Origin of the sequence: Poseidonocella sp. HB161398, assembly GCF_005870025.1 — a bacterium.
Lineage (GTDB): Bacteria > Pseudomonadota > Alphaproteobacteria > Rhodobacterales > Rhodobacteraceae > Mangrovicoccus.
In genome coordinates this window covers 1-20,229 of sequence record NZ_VATA01000089.1, presented here as the reverse complement: position 1 = coordinate 20,229, position 20,229 = coordinate 1, and the positions used below count along the sequence as shown (strand labels likewise).

Here is a 20,229-nt window from a genome sequence, read left to right as displayed (position 1 = left end):
GCCGCCGCCGAGCGAGCCGGTGAAGCCCACCGCCTTGATCAGCGGATGCTGCACGAGCGCGGTGCCGACATCCCTTTTTCCGCCTTGAATCAATGAGAAGGCGCCCGCGGGCATGCCGGTTTTCGCGATTGCGGCATGGATCGCCTCGGCGACGATCTCGCCGGTGCCGGGATGGGCCGAGTGGCCCTTGACGACGACCGGGCAGCCTGCGGCGAGCGCGGCGGCGGTGTCGCCGCCCGCGGTCGAGAAGGCGAGCGGGAAGTTCGAGGCGCCGAAGACGGCGACCGGGCCGATCGGCCGCTGGATCATCCGCAGGTCCGGCCGCGGCAGCGGTGCGCGCTCTGGCAGCGCCTCGTCATGGCGGCGGTCGAGATAGTCGCCGGTGCGGATATGGCTGGCGAAGAGCCGCAGCTGGCCGGTCGTCCGGCCGCGCTCGCCCTGCAGCCGGCCCTCGGGCAGGCCGGTTTCCTGGGAGCCGATCTCGGTGATGGCTTCGGCGCGGGCCTCGATCTCGTCGGCGATCGCCTCGAGGAAGGCGGCGCGCGCCTCGCGCGTCGTGTAGCCGTAGGTCCAGAACGCCTCCTCGGCGGCCTCGCAGGCGCGGTCTACCAGCGCGACGATGCCGACGGAGAAGTCATGCGCCGGGCCATGGGCGGGCTCGGAGGCGAAGGTCTGGTCCCCCGCCACCCATTCGCCGGCGATCAGGTGCTTGCCATGCGGCGTGAAGGAATTGTTATCGAGCATGAGGGAGTCCTTTCGGGACGCTGCGCGAGAAATTTGCGCCAGCCCGGGGAAGGGGCTGGCGCTTCTGGCCTCGGGAGATCAGGCCAGCTTGTAGAAACGTCGGGCGTTCTCGCCGAACACCTTGGCGAGGTCATCCGCCTCGAAAACTTCACCCAGCAACGTGCGGGCAAGGTCGACCACCTCACCATGGGTCGCCGCAAGCGTGCAGACCGGCCAGTCGGTGCCGAAGATCAGCCGGTCCGGCCCGAAGGCCTCGGCCACGTGTCGCAGGTAGGGGCGGATACGGTCGGCACTCCATCCGGGGCCGGCCTCTGTCACCATGCCCGAAACCTTGCACATCAGCCGCGGATGTGCCGCCAGGGCCGCGATATCGATGCCCCACTGGCCGAGATCTCCCGCAGTCATGTCGGGCTTTGACAGGTGGTCGACCACGCCCCTCAGAGTCGGCACCCCGGCGAGCGCATCGAGCATTGCAGGAAGGTGGCGCGGAAAGGTCAGGATGTCGAAAGGCGTGTCCCGCCGCGCCACTTCGGCCAGCGCATTCCTGAAGGCGGGACTGCCGATCAGGTCAGGGTCGTGTTCCTGGAGCATCGGGCGCAGGCCGAGCCATTTCGGATGTGCCTCGTAGAGATCGAGCCGGGCAGCGAAGTCCGGTGCTGTCATGTCGAGCCAGCCGACGACACCGGCGACGAAATGAGTGCGGTCGGCGATGCCGAGGAGGAAGTCTGTCTCCGCTTCCGTCTCCGCCGCCTGCACGAGGATGGTCCCCGAGACTCCGGCAGCGGTGTTGAGCGGCGCCAGGTCTTCGGGGCCGAAGTCCCGCAGGAGCGGCGTCAGGTCCGGGGTCATCCAGCCGTAGTCGCCGCGATCCACCTGCCAGAAGTGGTGATGCGCGTCGATGATCATGCGGGGTTCTCCCTCAGGACTCCCTTCTTCAGGATCAGGTTGGCATAGAGCCGCCGTTCACCGGTGGAGACGACAGCATAGGCCGACTGGGCGCGTTCGTAGAAGGCAAAGCGGTCGATTTCCTCCATAGTCACGGCCCCGCCGTTGGCCGAGGCCAGTTCCCGGTCGAAATCGTCATAGACCGGCGGGCGGCCGTCCGGGCAGGCCATGGCGGCGGCGGGGGCCTCGACGAAATCGTCGAGCGGCATCACCGACAGGACGGCGCCTGCCACACGGTCGGCGCCGATCCCGGGCAGGCGCACCAGGCGCTGCGCCACGGTCTCGGCCGGGAAGTTGGCGTCGGTCAGGACGATCTCGTCGCCATGGCCCATGTCGCAGAGGATCTTCAGAAGGTCGCCGGTCAGGATCGGGTCGACGGATTTGAGCATGGTCTTGTCTCCCTGGAGGTCAGGCAGCTTCGGCGCGCAGGAGTGCGTCGTCGAGATCGCGCCACAGCGCGTCGGGCAGGTCCTCGCCGAACCAGTCGACGTTCTGGCGGAGCTGTGCCGGGGTCTTTGCACCGATCACCACGCAGGTGACCGCCGGATGGCGCATGGGGAAGCGGATGGCGGCGGCGGCCAGCGGCACGCCGTGGTCGTCGCAGACTCCGCGCAGCGCCTCGACCCGGGCCACCACCTCGGCGGGGGCGTCGGCGTAGTTGAACTTCTTCCGCCCGCCCTTCGGCGCCGCGAGGATGCCGGAGTTGTAGACCCCGCCGAGCGCCAGTGCGACGCCCCGCTTCTGCGCGATCGGCAGGAAGGTCTCTTCGGCGTCGCGGTCGAGGAGCGAGTAGCGTCCGGCCAGCATGCAGCAGTCGAGGTCGGTTTCCTCCAGGGCGTCCCGGATCACCTCCCACTCGTTTACGCCGAGCCCGAAACCCTTGATGTCGCCGGCGGCCTTCAGCTCCCGCAGCGCGCGGAAGCCGCCGCCCTTGGTCAGGGCCTCCCAGTGGCGGGCGTTCAGCTCGCCATGGGTGACCGGGCCGATGTCGTGGACATAGAGCAGGTCGATGCGGTTCAGGCCCAGGCGCTGCTGGCTGTCGTCGTAGCTGCGCATCACTGCGTCATAGGAATAGTCGAAGACCTCGCGGAACGGCAGCGCGTTCCAGAACCCGGGGTCGAGCGGGTTCTTCGGCGGCTCGGGGGGCAGCTGTCGCCCGGCGCGAGTGGTGGTCATCAGCCGCCCGACCTTCGTGGACAGCATGTAGCTGTCGTCCTTTTCCCGCAGCACGTGGCCGACGAGGTGCTCGGACCGGGTCAACCCGTACATGGGCGCGGTGTCGAAATAGCGGATGCCGCAGTCCCAGGCGGCCTCGAGCGTGGCGAGCGCGTCGGCTTTGGGAACGTCGGCGTAGAGCCCGCCGAGCGGCGCCGAGCCGATGCCGAGCGCGGTGACGGAAAGCCCGGTGTCAGAGACGGGGCGGAGGGTGGAAGCGGTCAGGGTCATGGAACGATCCTTCAGGCCGGGTGACGTTTCCGGGTGCGGGCGCGCGCGAAGACCACGAGCCCGACGCCGATGAGAAGAAGCGAGCCGCGCACGATCTGGCGCTGGCTGTCGGTCCAGCCCAGGAGAGCCGCGCCGTTCAGGAGCCCGGTGAGGAAGATCACCGCAGCGAGCGTGCCGAGCACGTTGGGCTTGCCGAATTTCAGCGCCATGCCGCCCAGGAGCACCGCGGTCAGCCCGTCGAGGAAGTAGGACGTGCCGAGATAGGGTTGGCCGGAGCTGAGGTTCGCCGCCAGCAGGACGCCCGAAAGCGACGACATGAGGCCCGAGAGCAGGAACAGCACGAACAGGAGCCTGTTGACTGGCACACCGGCCTCTTCGACGGCGGCGCGGTTCTGCTCCATGGCGTAGATGTAGCGCCCGAAGGTCAGGCGTTCCTGCGCAAGCCAGGCCCCGGCGTAGAGCGCCGCCACCGCGAGGGCCAGCACTGGCAGGATGCCGACGCGCAGGTCCAGGAACCCGCCGACGAAGCCGGTGGTCGAGAGGCTGATCGAGGTGCCGAGCCCGATGGCTGCGGCGATGGAGGCCGCGAGCGCGCCAGAGGCGATGGTGATGACCAGCGCGGGCAGCCTCAGCCATGCCACCAGCCCGGCGTTTAGCCCGCCGAAGACCGCACCGATGGCAAGCCCGCCGAGCGTGGCGAGCGGCCAGCCCGCGCCGCTGGATACCAGCCCCGCCACGGTCATGTTGGCCAGCGCCGCCACCGACATGAAGGACACGTCGATCTCTCCGGCGGCGATCAGCCAGGTCAGCCCGAGGAACATCAGCGCCGCGATGGACGCCGACATCAGCATGCCGTGGATGTTGCCCGGGGCCACGAAGGTCGGGCGCAGCAGCGCGAAGATCACGAAGACCACGGCAATCAGGAGGAAGAAGCCGTAGCGCATCAGGCTCCGGCCCGGGAGGACCGCGCGCCCCGGCGTTCCGGAACGGGTGTCCAGCGAAGACTGGGTCATGTAGGTCACGCGAGGGTCTCCTTGCGGGAAAGCGCCGCCCGTATCGCGCCGGAGACGCGGGGATCGAAGCCGGCGATGGCGAGGATCAGCACGGTGCTGACGATGGCGTCGGAGTAGAAGTAGGGGATCGCGAGCAGGGTGAAGCCGTTGAGCATGAGCGACATCATCATGGTTCCGGCCAGCGTCGCGGGGATCGAGGTGCGCCCGAACAGCGCCGAGCCGAGATAGACCGCGGCGAAGGCCGGCATCAGGAGCTGGGTGCCCGCCGAGACGTTGGCCGCTCCCGAGGACGCCACGAGCAGCACGATGGACAGGCACGCGCAGAGCCCGCAGATGGCGAAGGCAGCGGCAATCATGGCACGCACCGGGACGCCCGAGTAGTAGGCCGAGACCGGGTTCTCGCCGGTGGCATAGAACGCCCGGCCGAAGCGCGACCCGTGCAGGATCAGCCCGCCCAGGAGTGCCGCGCCGAGGAGGATCGCGAACGGCCTGTCCATCCCGAGGAATCGCCCGTCGTTGATGTCGAGAAGCCCTGACATGAAGAAGTTCTTCGAAATCGACGTGCCGTTCGAGTAGAAATAGCTGAAGCCGATGGCCAGCCCGCCGGTGGCGATGGTGGTCACGATGTCCGGCAGCTTGAAGCGTGCGACCATGGCACCGTTCGCGAGGCCGAAGAGCAGCCCGACGAAGAGGCCTCCGCCGATGGCCACCGCCAGGGGCTGCCCCACCGCGATCAGCCAGCCCATGGTCATCGCTCCGAAGGAGGCGACGCCGGGAAAGCTGAGGTCGTAATGGCGCACCACGATGACGAAGGTCAGCCCCAGCGCCGCCAGCCCGTTGACGGACATGTGGCGCAGGAGCGCTCGGATGTTGCCGGTGGACAGGAACGCGGGGTTCTGGCTCCAGAACAGGAGCGCGATCACGCAGACCACGCCGACGAAGGCCAGAATGCGGACGAGAAGGGCGGAACGGGTCATCGCGCGGGGTCTCCCATGATGCCGGCATGCAGCAGGTGGTCACGTGTCAGGTCGCGGGAGGGGCTGCCCATGGGCGCCCCCTTGTAGAGCGCGACGCAGCGGTCGGCGACGCCGAAGACCTCGTCACAGTCGGACGACATGACGATCACGGCGGCGGTCTCGGACAGTTCGCGCATCAGCCCGTAGATCTTGGCGCGCGCACCGATGTCGACACCCACCGTGGGCTCAACGAAGATGTAGACATCGGACTGCCGGTAGAGTCCCTTGGCGACAACCACCTTCTGCTGGTTGCCGCCCGAGAAGCCCCGGAGCGGACGGTTCAATTTCCTCGGCTGCAGGTCAACCCGCTCGGCCAGCGCCATGGCATCGCGGCGGTTCCTGCCGAAGCGCAGGAAGCCGCCTGCCGAGGCGCGGCCGAGGTTGGCGACGGTTGTGTTGAACACCACGTCCTCCTGCATCGACAGCCCCTCGGTGCGCCGGTCGCCGGGCACGAGGAACACGCCCGCCTTCAGCGCCTGCGCCGGGGAACGGAACATCACCGGCTGGCCGTGAAGCCGCAGCTCCCCGGTGTCGGGCTGGAGCACGCCGAACAGCGTCTTCGACAGCTCGTCGAGCCCCGATCCCACCAGCCCGAAGATCCCGAGGATCTCGCCCTTGCGCGCCGTGAGGTCGATGCCGCGGAATTCGTCCGTGCGCCCGAGGCCCCGTGCCTCGAACACCACCTGCCCGTCGGTCCGGTCGGAATGCGGCGGGAAAACGTGGCCCGCCACGGTGTCGAGCATAAGGTTCGGGATGGAGATCGCCCCGCCGCGCGCCTCGTCCACCCGGTGGGTGGCGACGTTGCGACCGCCGCGGAACACGGTGAAGCGGTCGGCGATCTCGAACACCTCGTCGAGGTGATGGGTGATATAGATGATGGCCAGGCCTTGCGCCTTCAGCGTCTCCATCATGCCGAAGAGCGACTGCTTCTCGCGCTCAGTGAGGGTGGAGGTCGGCTCGTCCAGGATCAGGATGCGCGCGTTCTCCAGCCGGAGTGCGTGGAGGATGGCGACGATCTCGCGGTCGACCGCAGACATCTCGCCCACCGGCTTGCCGAGATCGATCTCGATGGGGAACCGTGAAAGGAGCGCCTGTGCCTTGCGCCGGATCTCGGCGTGGTCGACCCGGGCAAGGAACCCCGGACGTTCGCTTTCCTGGCCGAGGAAGATGTTCTCGGCGCCTGACAGGTCGCCCACCAGCTCGGGGTGCTGCTGCACCACGGCGATCCCCGCGTCGATGGCTGCACGCGGCGTTCCCAGCGCGAACTCCTCGCCCGCGATGCGGATGCTGCCGGCATCCTTCGAATACACTCCCGAGAGGATCTTGATCAGGGTCGACTTCCCGGCCCCGTTCACCCCGAGCAGGGCATGTATCTCGCCCCTGCGAAGTCCGAAATCGACCTCTCTCAGGGCGCGCACGTCCCCGAAGGTCTTCCCGATGCCCCGCATCGAGAGAAAGCTGTCCGTTTCCATCCTGTCCTCCCTGTCGCTGGATTGTCCCGCCCCTCCTGCGGGCAGAACTGCTGGAATGACCGGCCCGGACGGATCCGGGCCGGAGGGAGGGTTTCAGAGCACCCGGTTCCAGCCGATCTTGGCGGCCTCGCCCGGCTGGTCGTAGGTGTCGGGCATCTCGTCGAGCCCGGCGAGGCTTTCCTGGGTAACCGCGTAGGTCGGGGTGATGACAAAGCGGGGGGCACTCCGGCCCTTGGCGACTTCGACGGCGTAGAAGGCGTTCATGTAGGCCATCTCGTAGAAGCTCTGCGCCATGGTGATCTTGAAGGGCGACCCGGCGGCGATGTACTCGAAGCTCTGCTGGCCGCCGTCGATGCCGGTGATCATCACGTCGCGGCCCGAAGCGCGGATGGCCAGCATCCCCTCGGAGGCGGCGCCGTCCCAGGCGCACCAGATGGCGTCGAGTTCGGGGTTCGCGGTCAGGATCTGGTCGACGACCTGGCGCGGTGTGGTGGAGCCGCCCAGGGCAAAGGCGATTTCCGAGACGATCTCGATCCCCGGGTTGCGCACGAACACCGACTTTGCGCCCAGCGTCCGCTGGTCCCAGCTCTCGTTCGAGGGCAGCGACACCAGCGCCACCTTTCCTGGCCCGCCGAGCTGGTCGACGATGTACTGCGCGGGATATGCTCCGAGGCCGAAGTTGTTCGACATGGCGGTCGACGTCACGGTGGTGTTCGGCACGTAGCTGTCGCCGATGAAGATCGGGATGCCCGAGGCCACCGCCTGCTGCACTGCCGGGGAGATCGCCGCCGCGTCTGCCGGGGTGATGAAGATCGCGGTTGGCTTCGACTCGACGAAGGCGAGGATCTGGTCCGCCTGCTTCTTCACGTCGTAATTCGCGTCCGCGATGGTCAGCTCGCCGCCCAGAAGCGACACGGCGTCCTTGTAGCCGTTGACGATGTGGCGGCCGGATTCCCACACGGTCCAGCCGAGAGAGGCGCAGAACTTCATGTCGTCGTCGGACTGCGCGCGCGCCATCCCCGGACGCAGGAGCGTCGCGGCCACGGTGGCCGCGGCTCCTGCGCTGAGCAGGCCGCGGCGGGTCAGCTTGATGCCGCTGTGTTCGGTCACGAACTGGGGCTTTGCGGTGAATTCTTCGGTCATGTCTGTCCTCCCGTTCGGGGCGCACGCCCCGGTTGCCCTTCCGCCTCCCGGAAAGGGTGCGGCGTCCCCTTGCGGGACCGCCGGTCTCCGATGCGCGCTCAGGCCGAGCGGCGCAGGATGTCCAGATACTCTGCCTCGGTGGCGATCTTCGGATTGGTGCCGTGGCAATGGTCCTTCATCGCCGCGCGGGACACCTCTTCCATCATCGCCTCGGTGACCCCCATGGCTCCGAGCCCCGACGGCATGCCCAGGCGCTGGTTCAGCTCGGCGCATTTCTCCGCCGGATCGCCGCCGAAGCGACCGGCCAGAACGTCCCATTTCGCGCCGATGACTTCGCGATTGAAGCGCAGGACCTCGGGCATGAGCACGGCGTTGAGCGTGCCGTGGTGCAGGTTGAGTTCGCGGATGGCGCCCAGCGGATGAGTCAGCGCATGGACCGCCCCCAGCCCCTTCTGGAACGCCATCGCGCCCTCCAGGGCACAGACCATCATGTCCCGGCGAGCCGATATATCGGCGCCGTCGGCCGTGGCTGCCTCGATCGCGCGCAGTCCGCAGTCAAGCCCGTGCAGCGCGATCGCCTCGGCAGGCGGGTTGAACGAAGGCGCCATGTAGGTTTCCAGGCAGTGCGAGATCGCATCCATCCCCGTTGCCGCGGTCAGCATCGGCGGCAGCCCGTAGGTCAGCTCCGGATCACACAGCGCGATGTTCGGCAGGTTGTGGGGCGACAGGATGCCGAGCTTGCGGCCCTCCGCGGTGATGATGACCGCCGCACGGCCCACCTCGGATCCTGTGCCGGCGGTTGTGGGCACGGCGATCAGCGGGCAGATATTGCCGTGGATCTTCGCGACCCCGCCGTTGACCGCCGCGTACTGATCTAGCGGCGGCCGGTGTCCGGTGAGGATGCGGACGGCCTTGGCCAAGTCGAGCGAGGAACCGCCGCCGATTCCGACGATTCCGTCGCAGTCCCCGGCCCTGTACATCTCCAATGCGGCCATCACTGCGTCTTCGGTCGGGTTCGGCGGCGTGCCGTCGAACACCGTTGCGGTCTCGAGTCCGGCGGTGACACGGCAGATCATGCCGGTGGCCGCGAGGCCCTTGTCGGTGGCGATCAGGGGCCGGGTGACGCCAAGCTCCGCCAGTAGCGCCGGGAGGCGGGCGATGCTGCCTTCCCCGAACTCGATGCGGGTGAGGTAGCCGATGGTTCCGGACACGGTTCCATGCCCCGCCTCGGGGGTGGTGCGAATGTTCATGCGATCCTCCCAGATCAGCTTCTGCTCTGTCGGCGCGGCACTCCTCAATGCCAGATCAACACCGAACTCATATATTGGCAACCCTGCAACCAATATATGAGTTTGTCAACGGGCAAGATTTGAGATTGCACTTTCCCCTTATTTGTGGATTATATGGCCATGCGGGAGGGAAATGCATGCAACAAAAGCAGCCGCAGAAATCCGGACAGATATATGAGTTACTCCGCCGCGCCATCGTGATGCTGGAGATGAGACCGGGGGCGCCGATTTCTGAGAAAGAGCTCTGCGCCGCCTACGGAGTCTCCCGGACCCCGGTGCGGGAAGCTATCCAGAAGCTTGCCGAAGAAGGGCTGGTGAACGTGATTCCCCATTCGGGAACCTATGTCAGCCAGATCTCCTTCGCCGGCGCGGAAGAAGGATTCGTGATCCGCAGGGCGCTGGAAATCGAAGGGGTCCGGCGGGCTGCCGAACGGGCAGGCAAAAGCCCGGAGCTGGTCAGGGAACTCGACGCGATCACCGTCAGGATGCAGCAGATCGTCGACCAGGACCTTCTGGACACCTATATCGACGCCGACGACGCCCTGCACAGCACCATCGCCAAGATGAGCGGCATGACCCGGCTGTGGAAGTTCATCTCGATGGCGAAGGTGGACCTCGACCGCATGCGCCAGCTCTCGGCACCGGTCCCAGGGCATCTGGCCCGGGTGACGGACCAGCACATCCAGATCGTCGAGGCCCTCAAGCGCGGCAAGCCGGACCAGGCGGAGCTGGCGATGCGCATCCATCTCGAATCGTCGTTCGACGTGATGGCCGGGCTTCTGAGGCTGGGAAAGGGATTATTCGTGGAGGAGCCCGGACAGTGACCATCAAGCAGAATTTCGTTCCACCGCTGATCCTGCTGAACCCGCAGGACAACGTGGCGGTGGCCCGGCAGAGGATCGACCCGCGCGAAACCGGGCCGATCGACGGGATCCTTCCCTCGGGCACGATCCCGCGCGGCCACAAGATGGCGCTGGCCCCGGTTGCCGCGGGCCAGCAGGTGGTCAAGTACGGCCAGATCATCGGCTTTGCCACCACGGACATTGCCGCCGGCGACCACGTGCACACGCACAATCTGGCCGTAGGCGAGTTCATGCGCGACCACGCCTTCTGCGCCGATTACCGGCCCCTGCCGGAGGTCGTCGCGGAAGCCACATTCGAGGGATACCGGCGTGCCGACGGACGGGTGGGGACACGCAATTACGTGGTGGTGATCAGCTCGGTCAACTGCTCGGCCACGGTGTCCCGGGCGGTCGCGGCGCATTTCACCCCCGAGGTCATGGCCGGCTTTCCCGGCGTCGACGGCGTCATCGGCCTGACCCACGGCGGGGGCTGCGCCTTCAACACCAGGACCGAAGGCTACGACTACCTGACCCGCACCATCGCCGGCTATGCGACCCACCCCAACGTCGGCGGCGTGCTGATGATCGGCCTGGGCTGCGAGACCAACCAGATCCCGGCGATCCTCGAGCGTGAAGGCCTGGCGGAAGGCGACCGGCTGCAGACCATGACCATCCAGGCGGTGGGCGGCACCCGCCGCACCGTCGCCGCGGGAATCGAGGCGGTGGAGCGGATGATGCCGCTGGTGGGCGCCGTGCACCGCGAAACCGTTCCGGCCGACGAGCTGGTGCTGGCGCTCGAATGCGGCGGCTCCGACGGCTATTCGGGGATCTCGGCGAACCCCGGCCTCGGCCATGCCGCCGACCTGCTGATCCGCGCAGGCGGCACGGTGATCCTGTCGGAAACCCCCGAGATCTACGGCGCCGAGCATCTGCTGACCCGCCGTGCCGCGAAGCCGGAGGTGGCGGAGAAGCTCCTCGAGCGGATCGAGTGGTGGCGCGACTATGCGGCCCGCAACCACGCCGAGATGGACAACAACCCCAGCCACGGCAACAAGCAGGGCGGTCTGACCACCATCCTGGAAAAATCGCTGGGCGCAGTGGCCAAGGGCGGCTCGGGTCCGCTGGAGGCGGTCTATGAATACGCCGAACGGGTGACCTCGAAGGGGCTCGTGTTCATGGACACCCCTGGCTACGACCCGGTGGCGGTCACAGGCCAGGTGGCGGGGGGAGCGAACCTGATCGCCTTCACCACCGGCCGCGGCTCGGTCTCGGGGTTCAAGCCGACCCCGTCCCTGAAACTCGCCACCAATTCCGAGATGTACAAGCACATGTCCGAGGACATGGACATCGACTGCGGTACCGTCGTCACCGGGGAGGAGACCATCGAGGCCCTGGGCGAGCGGATCTTCGCGCTGATGCTCGCCACCGCGTCGGGGCGGCACACCGCCAGCGAGGAGCTGGGCTACGGCGACAACGAATTCGTGCCCTGGCAGGTGGGCGCAGTGATGTAATGCGACCGGCCGCAGCGGTCCTCGCGACCCGCGGCCACGAAGCAGGAGGAGGCTTCGACATGGATATGACGGAACGATTCTACGACGTGATCATCGTCGGCTCCGGCGTCGGCGGCGGCGCCATGGCCAACAGGCTGGCCGCAACTGGCGCGCGGGTTCTGGTGATCGAGCGCGGGACCTATCTGCCCAGGGAGGCCGACAACTGGTCGGTCAAGGCAGTGTTCCACGAGAAGAAGTACACCACCGCCGAGACCTGGCGCGACCGCAGCGGCAAGGCGTTCAACCCCTCGACCTTCTACTACGTGGGCGGCAACTCCAAGTTCTTCGGGGCGGCGACCGTGCGGTTCCGCAAGGAGGATTTCGAGGACCTTGAGCACGAGGACGGCGTCGCCCCGGCCTGGCCGGTCTGCTACGACGAGTTCGCGCCCTACTACGACGAAGCCGAACGGCTGATGGGCACCCACGGCACTGCCGGGGCCGATCCGATCGAGCCGCCGCGCTCTGGTCCCTTCCCCTACCCCGCCATCGGCCACGAGCCCGAGATCGAGGCGATCGCAGGCAGGCTGCGCGAGAAGGGGCTGAAGCCCTTCCCGCTGCCCATCGCCATCGACCGCCACGAGGGCGGCGCTTGCATCCGCTGCGCCACTTGCGACGGCTTTGCCTGCAAGCTCGGCGCCAAGAACGATGCCGAGGTGCGGCTCGTGGGCCCTGCCCTTCAGACCGGACTCGTGGACCTAGTGCTGGAAACCAAGGCGCTGCGCTTCGTCACCGACCCCTCGGGCCGCCGCGTCACCGGGGTGGAAGTGGAGCAGGACGGCCACCGCCGCACCATCCACGGCGACCTCTTCATCTCTGCCGCCGGCGCGATCAACTCCGCGGCGCTCTTGCTGCGCTCAGCCAATGACAAGCACCCGACCGGTCTGGGCAACAACAGCTCCGACCAGCTCGGCCGCAACTACATGGCCCACAACAACACCGCGATGATGGCAGTGCACCCGTTCCGCAAGAACAAGGTGACCTTCCAGAAATCCATCGCCATCAACGACTTCTACCTGGCCAACGAGGTCCGGCCCTACCCCATGGGCAATGTCCAGGGCCTCGGCAAGCTGCAGGGCGGGATGCTGACCGCGAACGTGCCCTTCATCCCCGAGTGGCTGATGGACCGTTTCGCCGAGCGCTCCGTCGACTGGTGGATCATGTCCGAGGACCTGCCCGATCCGGAAAACCGCATCACGCTCGACTCCGACGGCACCATCCGGGTGAATTACACCGCGAACAACCTGAAGGCCCACAACGAACTGGTGCGCCACTGGTCGAAGGTCATGCGGTCGCTCGGGTACCCCATCATCCTGACACAGAAGATGGACATCACCGTGTCCATGCACCAGTGCGGCACCGCGCGGTTCGGGACCGACCCCGCGACATCCGTTCTGGACCAGCATTCGAAGGCATGGGACCTCGACAACCTCTACGTCGTCGATGCGTCCTTCCTGCCGAGTTCGACGGGGTTCAACCCGTCCCTGACCATCGTCGCCCAGGCGGTCCGCGTGGCCGAGCATCTGGCGACAAACGTGCTGAAGGCAACGACGACGGCGGCCTGAGGAGGGCTCGCCTGCAGGGAGGAATCCATGAGTACCGAAACGACCGGGGGTCTGTTCGACCTCACCGGAAAGGTGGCGCTTGTCACCGGGGCATCGCGCGGCATCGGCAAGACACTGGCCTTGGGACTGGCCGCCCAGGGGGCCGACGTGGTGGTTAACTACGCCTCGGCCGCGGACCGGGCCGCCGAGGTGGTGGCCGAGATCGAGGCCATGGGCCGCCGCGCCCTCGCCATCAAGGCGGATGTTTCGCAGGAAGCGGACGCGGACCGGCTGGTGGCCGAGGCGGTGGAGGCCATGGGCCGCATCCACATCCTCGTCAACAACGCCGGCATCGTGCTGCCTGCCAATGCCGAAGACCAGAGCCTGGACGACTGGCGCCGCACCATGTCGGTGAACCTCGACGGCGTGTTCCTCGTGTCCCGCGCCGTGGGCCGCCATATGATCGCGGCCGGAGGCGGCTCGGTCATCTCCATCGGCTCCATGTCGGGGCGGATCGTGAACTGGCCGTTCCGCCATGCCGCCTACAACGTGTCGAAGGCGGGCGTGCACATGCTGACGAAGTGCCTGGCCACCGAATGGGCGGAACACGGCATCCGCGTGAACGCGATCGCGCCGGGCTACATCCGTACCGAGCTGACCGACGAGGTGCTGAAGGAGCACCCCGGCGTGGTCCGCGACCACTGGGCCAAGGGCGCGGTGCAGAACCGGATTGGCGAAACCCGTGAACTGGTCTCCGCCTGCGTCTATCTCGCAGCGGAAAGCTCGAGCTTCACCACCGGCGAGATCATCACCATCGATGGCGGCCTGACGCTGCGCTGAAGGAGGACACCATGGCAAACGACATGACCGCGGACATCCGCGCGGAGGCGAAGACGCCGCAGAAGCTCTACGGCAGCACCCGTGCCTATGGCGGTCCCCTGCGCTACGTGCAGGGGCCGGGGGTGCTGAAGGACATCGGTCGGTATGCCGCGACTCTGGCCGACCAGGCGGTCCTGCTGATGGACGGCTTCGTGCAGGACACCTACGGCGACGGCCTTTCGGCGTCGCTCGGGGCGGCGGGCGTTGGGGTCACCGCGCTACGTTTCGGCGGCGAATCCACGGACACCGAGGTCGCGCGCTGCGTCGAGGCCGCCCGCGCGGCCGGGGCCGGTGTGGTGATCGGCGTGGGCGGCGGCAAGACGCTCGACACCGCCAAGCTGACCGCCCGCGACGTGGGCGCGCGGATCATGACCGTGCCCACCATCGCCTCCACCGACAGCCCTACCAGCGCCATTGGCGTGATCTACACGGAGGACGGAGTCTATGTCCGGGTCGAACAGAGCCCGAGGAACCCCGACGTGGTTCTGGTGGACAGCGAGGTCATCCTGAAGGCCCCGGTCCGCTTCCTTGCCGCCGGCATGGGCGATGCGCTGTCGACTTGGGTGGAGGCCCGGTCGAACTTCGAGAGCCGGTCGAGGAACTACGTCGCCGGGGGCTATGCGCCGTCGATTGCCGGGGCGCAGATTGCCCGGGCCTGCCACGACACCCTGATGCGCGACGGCGTCGCCGCCTTCCACGCGGCCAAGGCGGGCTGCCTGACCCAGGCGGTGGAGAACATCATCGAGGCGAACACGCTGCTCTCGGGCCTCGGCTTCGAGAACTGCGGCGTCTCCGCGGCGCACGGGGTCCATGATGCCCTGACCGTGCTGGAGCCCACGCACAGCTTCATGCACGGCGAGAAGGTCGCCTTCGGCATCGTCTGCCTGCTGGTTCTGGAAAACCGCGACCCCGGGGAGGTCCGCGAGGCGGTGACCTTCTGCGACGCCATCGGCCTGCCCGTGACGCTGTCCCAGCTCGGGCTCGCCGACGTCACCGATGCGGACCTCATGCGCGTGGGCGAGGCCGCCATGGACCCGGCAAGCGTCATCCACTCGGTTCCGGTCCCGCTCGATGCGCAGAAGATCGCCCATGCGATCCGCGCCGCCGACGTCATCGCCCGGTCGATCACCGGCCGCTGATCAAGCCGCCGCCCCACCGCGGGCGGCGCCCCCCCCCGAGAGGCGGAGCCGTGACCGCCCTCACCCAGACACGGCAGGAGGAGATACCCATGCAGCTTGCCCCCCAGCAGGCGGCAGACCCGGGCGTGCACGCGCCGGTCCTGTCGCTCCGCGACATAAGCAAGTCCTTCGGGCCGGTGCAGGCGCTGAAGGACGTCCGCTTCGACCTGCGATCCGGCGAGGTTCATGCGCTCATGGGCGAGAACGGCGCCGGGAAATCCACGCTGGTCAAGGTGCTGGCGGGCATGCACCGGCCCACCTCGGGCACCATTGCCGCCGGCGGGTCCGAGGTTGCCTTCGGCTCGGCCCGGGACGCCACCGCCGCCGGCATCGCCGTGGTCCACCAGGAACTTCTGCTGTTCGGCGAGATGACCGTGGCGGAGAACGTGTTCTCCGGCCGCTATCCGCGCAGCCGCGCGGGCATGATCGACTGGGGCCTGGTCCGCCGCCGGGCGCGCGCGCTTCTGGCCGATCTGGACTGCCACGACCTCGACGTGGACGCCAAGGTGGCCAGCCTCTCGGTCGCCATGCGCCAGCGGGTGGAGATCGCCCGCGCCCTGAACCAGAACGCGAAGGTGCTGATCCTCGACGAGCCCACCGCGGCGCTGGCAGAGAAGGACGCCGAGCGGCTTCTGGACATCGTGCTCAGGCTCCGCGCCCGGGGCGTCGGCATCGTCTACGTCAGCCACCGCATGAACGAGATCTTCCGCATCTCCGACCGCATGACCGTGCTGCGCGACGGCCAGTACGTGGGCACCGTGGACGCCGCCGCCACCTCCGAGGCGGACCTGATCGCCATGATGGTCGGGCGCAGCATCGACCAGGTCTTCCCCAAGGTGGAAGCCCAGATCGGCGCCCCGGTGCTGGAGGTCCGCGGGCTCAGCTCCGGTCCGCTGGTGCAGGACGCGACCCTGACCGTGCGCGCGGGCGAGATCGTCGGGCTTGCCGGGCTCGTGGGCTCCGGACGGACCGAGCTGGCGCTGACGCTGTTCGGCATCACGCCCGCCACCTCGGGCACCATCGCCATCGACGGGCAGGAGGTGAGGATCGGCTCGCCCAAGGCGGCAAGGGACGCAGGCATCGCCTATGTCCCCGAGGACCGTGGCCATCAGGGGCTGGTGAAGCCCATGGCGATCCGGGAAAACATCTCCATGGCGGTGCTCGACCGGCTCAGCCCCGGCGGCATCCTGCGCAAGGGCGACGAGAAACGCATCGCCGCCGAGGGTTTCCGCCGGTTGGGCGTCCGCGCCGCCGGCATCGAGCAGCCCGTGGGCCAGCTCTCGGGCGGCAACCAGCAGAAGGTCGTCATCGCCAAGTGGCTCGAGACCCGGCCGAAGCTCCTGATCCTCGACGAACCCACCCGCGGCATCGACGTCGGCGCAAAATCCGAAATCCACCGGCTGATGGGCGAGATGGCCCAGCAGGGCCTGGCGATCCTGATGATCTCGTCGGAACTGCCCGAGGTGCTGGCGATGTCCGACCGCGTCCTGGTGGTGGCCGAGGGCCGCATCGCCGCCGAACTGCCCCGCGGCGAAGCCACGCCGCAGACCGTGGGTCACGCCATGACCCGTCGCACCGGCACCACCGCGCACGGGAGGGCGCGCCCATGACCGACATGACCATCGACCGGCCCGATGCCGGGGCCCCCATGACCGGCGCGCTCCGCCGGGTGCTGCGCGAATACGGCCACGAACTCCTGGTGGCGCTGGCCATTCTCGTGCTGCTCGCCGTGGTGGGGACGATCAATCCCCGCTTCGTCAGCGCCCGCAACATGACCTCGGTATTCTCCGGCAATGCCTATATCGCGGTTGCGGCCATAGGCATGACCATGATCATCGTGATCCGCCAGATCGACCTGTCCGTGGGCGCGCTGATCGGCGTGCTCGCCACCATCTCGGGCACCATCGCGGTCAGCGGCGCGCCCGTGTGGGTCGCATGGGCCGCCCCGGTGATCTGCGGCGCCGCGATCAGCTCCGTGACCGGCGTGCTCGTGGCCTATGCCGGGATCCCCTCTATCGTGGTGTCGCTGGGCATGATGGCCATCCTGCAGGGCGGCCTGATCTCGGTCACCGGGGGTGCCTGGATTTCCGACCTGCCCCCCGCTTTCCTCCTGGCCAAAATGAAGGTGCTGGGCCTGCCCATGCCGCTGGTCTGGGGCGTGGTGCTGACCAGCGCCGCAGCGGTCTGGATGCGCATGTCGGCCTTCGGCCGGTCGCTCTACCTGATCGGCGGAAACGCCGAGGCCGCCCGCGCTGTGGGCATCCCGGTGCGCCGCCGCATCGTCGCGGTCTTCGCCATCCACGGCGCCTTCGCCGGGCTCGCCACGCTTCTTTTCGCGACCCAGCTTCAGGTGATCCAGTCGACCACGCCTGCGAACCTCGAACTCGTCATCATCACCGCCGCGGTGATCGGCGGCGTGTCGATCCTCGGCGGAACCGGCACCGTGATCGGCGCCAGCCTCGCCGCCGTCCTCTTCGCCGCAATCGGATCGGCGCTGATCTTCGTCAACGTCTCGGCCTACTGGCTCCGGGCGCTGATCGGGGTGCTGATCCTTCTGACCGTACTCGCCGACGTCATGCGGCGGCGCCGCGAAACCCGGGCCGGAGGCCACTGACATGATCAACCGCCACTCCCACGAGGCCGTGCTCGCGGTCCTTGCCGCCCTCGCCATCGCCGTGCTCGCCCTGCAGTCGGCCGAGTTCCTGACCCCTGCCAACCTGATGAACCAGGGCCGGCTGATGACCGAAGTCGCGCTGGTGGCGCTGGTGATGACCTTCGTCATCGCTTCGGGCGGCATCGACCTGTCCGTGGGCTCGATCATGGGGCTCTCCGCGGTGCTCCTGGGCACCTTCTGGCAGAAAATGGGAATGCCATTGCCCCTTGCAATGGTGCTGGTCCTGTTCTCCGGCGCGCTCTGCGGCCTCTTCAACGGCTTCATCATCGTGCGTTTCGGCATGCCGCCGCTCATCGCCACTCTGGGAACGCTGGCGCTCTACCGCGGCCTGGCCGAGGGTATCAGCCAGGCCCGCTCGGTCCGGGGCTGGCCCGAGTGGTTCGCCCAGATCGGCCAGGGCAGCTTTGCCGGGGTGCCCGTGCAGGTGTGGATCCTGCTGGCCGCAATGGCGGTGGCCGTGGTGATCCTGGGCTACAGCCGCTGGGGCCGCACGGTCTACGCCATCGGATCCAGCGAGACGGCCGCCCGCTTCGCCGGCCTGCCGGTCGATGCCGCCAAATACGCGGTCTACACCGCCTCGGGGCTCGCCGCCTCGCTCGCGGCGATCATCTTCGTGTCCCGCGTGTCCACCACCCGGTCCGACATGGGCACCGGGCTGGAGCTGGACGTCATCACTGCGGTGGTGCTCGGCGGCACCAGCATCTTCGGCGGCCGCGGCACCATCATCGGCACCGTACTGGGGCTAGTGGTGATCCAGGCGCTGGAAAGCGGCCTGTCGCTTGCAGGCATCAAGGGCGACGGCACCATCGTGCTGATCGGAGTCGTGCTGATCCTGACGCTCCTGGCGAGCACTTTCGCAGAAAGCCGGGCGCGCGCTTGACACGCGTCCTGCCACAACCCGCGGCCCCTGCCGCGGCACCAAGGGGCGAGGAGGCCCCCCGCATCTCGCGGACCCAACGGAGGAGAAAGACCTTGAAAACCCAGTTCCTGCGCAGCCTTGCCGGCCTTGCCGGCAGCACTGCCATCGCCCTCGCCGGGGTCACCGCACCGGCCTTCGCCCAGTGGACCGGCGGCGACGACCTGCCCACGAACCCGCTGTCCTGCGACGCCAGCACCCCCGCACCAGCCCCGGTGGCCTACAACGGGGGCCAGCCTGCGGATGCGACCGCCAAGGCCGGAATGAACCTGCGCGTGGTCGACGTGCCGAAGCTCGTCGGCATCGGCTATTTCAACGCCACTTCCGCGGGCGTGGCCGAGGCCGCCGGTGACATGGACGACATGTCAGCCACCACCGATGGCCCGGCCCAGGCCAATATCGACGACCAGATCACCCTGATCGACAACTACATCACCTCGGGCGTAGACGGCATCCTATTTGCCGCCAACGACCCGGTGGCGATCGCGCCGCTCCTCCGGAAGGCGCTCGGCGCCGGCATCCACGTCGTGGGATACGATAGCGACGCCGAGCCCGACGCCCGCGAGTGGTTCATCAACCCCGCCGAATTCAACGGCGTCGCCAAGACGCTGATGGACGAACTGGCCCAGCAGGTGGGCGAGGACGGCAGCTTTGCAATTGTCACCTCCACCTTCACCACGCCGAACCAGGCGCGCTGGATCGCCGAGATGGAAGCCTACCAGTCCAAGTGCCATCCGGACATGGAGTGGCTGGAGTCTGTCGAGGCGCAAGAGGACAATATCCTGTCCTTCAACCAGGCGATGACGCTGATCAACAAGTACGGTGACGATCTGGACGGGATCGTCGGCATGACCTCGGTGGCGACCCCGGCGGCCGCCGAAGCGGTGACCCAGGCCGAGCTCTGCGGCGAAGTAGCGGTCATGGGACTTGCAACCCCGAACGCGATCCGCCCCTACATCAAGTCCGGCTGCATGGAAGACGCGGTGCTCTGGAGCCCGGTGGATATGGGCTATGCGGCGCTCCACGTTCTGCGCGCCGCCGTCGGCGGCACGCTGAAGCCCGGCGATACGACTGTGGAGGCCGGCCGCCTCGGAACCCTGCAAATCGTCAACGGCTCCGAGGTTCTGCTTGGCGACCCGGTGGTCTTCAATGCCGGCAACGTCGAAAACTACGACTTCTGAGAACGACCGCCGGCGGGGATGTCCCGTCGGCAAACCAAATTGTCCAGTCCGTGACTACCGCACCAGATCGTCGCGATGGGAGCACAAGAGCCCGATGGCGAAAAGGCATTCCGTGCTGCGAATACCGCCTACCGCGCGATCCGCTCCCTCGAGTCGGCGTTGTTGGGCCTGAGCTGGCTGGGCGCGCTCATGGCACAGCGCAACACAGGGTCCCTGGAAATGCGGTAGCCGTTTGCCCGGCTCATCCCGGCCTTCGCCGCAGCGGTCTCGACGGGATGGTCCTGTCTCAGCATCATGAAGAGCCTCATCTGGTGATCGGTTACATGGCGCCCCGGCACAAGGGTGGTTCTCCATTCCTCAAAACCACCAGCCTAAGCGGGACGGCCGCGATCACGGGCCC

General features: G+C 67.7%; 18 protein-coding genes. 9 read left to right on the top strand and 9 right to left on the bottom strand.

Features of this window, described 5'->3' with window-relative positions; translation table 11 throughout:
* The 9 genes from FGX59_RS32900 to FGX59_RS32860 all read right to left on the bottom strand — a co-directional run.
* A partial coding sequence (locus FGX59_RS32900; RefSeq protein ID WP_138472401.1) for an aldehyde dehydrogenase family protein occupies positions 1-744 on the bottom strand: 744 nt, incomplete at its 3' end.
* 78 nt (positions 745-822) lie between these two features.
* Positions 823-1,650, bottom strand: coding sequence for an amidohydrolase (locus tag FGX59_RS32895; RefSeq protein ID WP_138472399.1), 828 nt, complete (start codon positions 1,648-1,650; stop codon positions 823-825).
* Entirely contained in the window at positions 1,647-2,078 is a 432-nt protein-coding gene (locus FGX59_RS32890; protein ID WP_138472398.1) for an RbsD/FucU family protein, read from the bottom strand. Before FGX59_RS32890 ends, FGX59_RS32895 begins: the two co-directional genes overlap by 4 nt.
* Before the next feature lie 19 nt (positions 2,079-2,097).
* Positions 2,098-3,135, bottom strand: a complete 1,038-nt coding sequence (locus FGX59_RS32885; protein ID WP_138472397.1) for an aldo/keto reductase — start codon at positions 3,133-3,135, stop codon at positions 2,098-2,100.
* 11 nt (positions 3,136-3,146) lie between these two features.
* Positions 3,147-4,148, bottom strand: a complete 1,002-nt coding sequence (locus FGX59_RS32880) for an ABC transporter permease (protein ID WP_138472405.1) — start codon at positions 4,146-4,148, stop codon at positions 3,147-3,149.
* Between the two features lie 5 nt (positions 4,149-4,153).
* Positions 4,154-5,125 (bottom strand): ABC transporter permease, encoded by a 972-nt coding sequence (locus FGX59_RS32875; protein WP_138472396.1) that lies wholly within the window; start codon positions 5,123-5,125, stop codon positions 4,154-4,156.
* Positions 5,122-6,636, bottom strand: coding sequence for a sugar ABC transporter ATP-binding protein (locus FGX59_RS32870; RefSeq protein ID WP_138472395.1), 1,515 nt, complete (start codon positions 6,634-6,636; stop codon positions 5,122-5,124). Before FGX59_RS32870 ends, FGX59_RS32875 begins: the two co-directional genes overlap by 4 nt.
* Positions 6,637-6,729: 93 nt before the next feature.
* Positions 6,730-7,779, bottom strand: a complete 1,050-nt coding sequence (locus tag FGX59_RS32865; protein WP_138472394.1) for a sugar ABC transporter substrate-binding protein — start codon at positions 7,777-7,779, stop codon at positions 6,730-6,732.
* A gap of 98 nt (positions 7,780-7,877) precedes the next feature.
* Positions 7,878-9,029 carry an iron-containing alcohol dehydrogenase gene (locus FGX59_RS32860; protein WP_138472393.1) on the bottom strand — a complete coding sequence of 384 codons (1,152 nt, stop codon included), beginning with the start codon at positions 9,027-9,029 and terminating at the stop codon, positions 7,878-7,880.
* A gap of 176 nt (positions 9,030-9,205) precedes the next feature.
* On the opposite strand from FGX59_RS32860, the gene FGX59_RS32855 reads away from it, so the two are divergent.
* The 9 genes from FGX59_RS32855 (at position 9,206) to FGX59_RS32815 (ending at position 19,829) form a co-directional block, all read left to right on the top strand.
* Positions 9,206-9,892: a GntR family transcriptional regulator gene (locus FGX59_RS32855; protein WP_138472392.1), complete on the top strand. Its 687-nt coding sequence runs from the start codon at positions 9,206-9,208 to the stop codon at positions 9,890-9,892.
* Positions 9,889-11,421, top strand: a complete 1,533-nt coding sequence (locus FGX59_RS32850) for a UxaA family hydrolase (RefSeq protein WP_138472391.1) — start codon at positions 9,889-9,891, stop codon at positions 11,419-11,421. Before FGX59_RS32855 ends, FGX59_RS32850 begins: the two co-directional genes overlap by 4 nt.
* Before the next feature lie 59 nt (positions 11,422-11,480).
* Positions 11,481-13,022 carry a GMC oxidoreductase gene (locus FGX59_RS32845; protein WP_138472390.1) on the top strand — a complete coding sequence of 514 codons (1,542 nt, stop codon included), beginning with the start codon at positions 11,481-11,483 and terminating at the stop codon, positions 13,020-13,022.
* 27 nt (positions 13,023-13,049) lie between these two features.
* The gene (locus FGX59_RS32840) at positions 13,050-13,841 is read left to right on the top strand and encodes an SDR family NAD(P)-dependent oxidoreductase (protein ID WP_138472389.1); all 792 of its coding nucleotides are present in this window, start codon (positions 13,050-13,052) and stop codon (positions 13,839-13,841) included.
* Positions 13,842-13,852: 11 nt separating this feature from the next.
* Positions 13,853-15,019 (top strand): glycerol dehydrogenase, encoded by a 1,167-nt coding sequence (locus FGX59_RS32835; protein WP_138472388.1) that lies wholly within the window; start codon positions 13,853-13,855, stop codon positions 15,017-15,019.
* An 89-nt stretch (positions 15,020-15,108) separates the two neighbouring features.
* Positions 15,109-16,668: a sugar ABC transporter ATP-binding protein gene (locus FGX59_RS32830; RefSeq protein ID WP_138472386.1), complete on the top strand. Its 1,560-nt coding sequence runs from the start codon at positions 15,109-15,111 to the stop codon at positions 16,666-16,668.
* Positions 16,665-17,672, top strand: coding sequence for an ABC transporter permease (locus FGX59_RS32825; protein ID WP_138472384.1), 1,008 nt, complete (start codon positions 16,665-16,667; stop codon positions 17,670-17,672). The genes FGX59_RS32830 and FGX59_RS32825 overlap by 4 nt, the downstream gene beginning before the upstream one ends.
* Before the next feature lies 1 nt (position 17,673).
* Entirely contained in the window at positions 17,674-18,612 is a 939-nt protein-coding gene (locus FGX59_RS32820; RefSeq protein ID WP_138472382.1) for an ABC transporter permease, read from the top strand.
* Between the two features lie 92 nt (positions 18,613-18,704).
* Positions 18,705-19,829 (top strand): substrate-binding domain-containing protein, encoded by a 1,125-nt coding sequence (locus tag FGX59_RS32815; RefSeq protein ID WP_240722829.1) that lies wholly within the window; start codon positions 18,705-18,707, stop codon positions 19,827-19,829.
* The last annotated feature ends 400 nt before the right edge of the window (positions 19,830-20,229 follow it).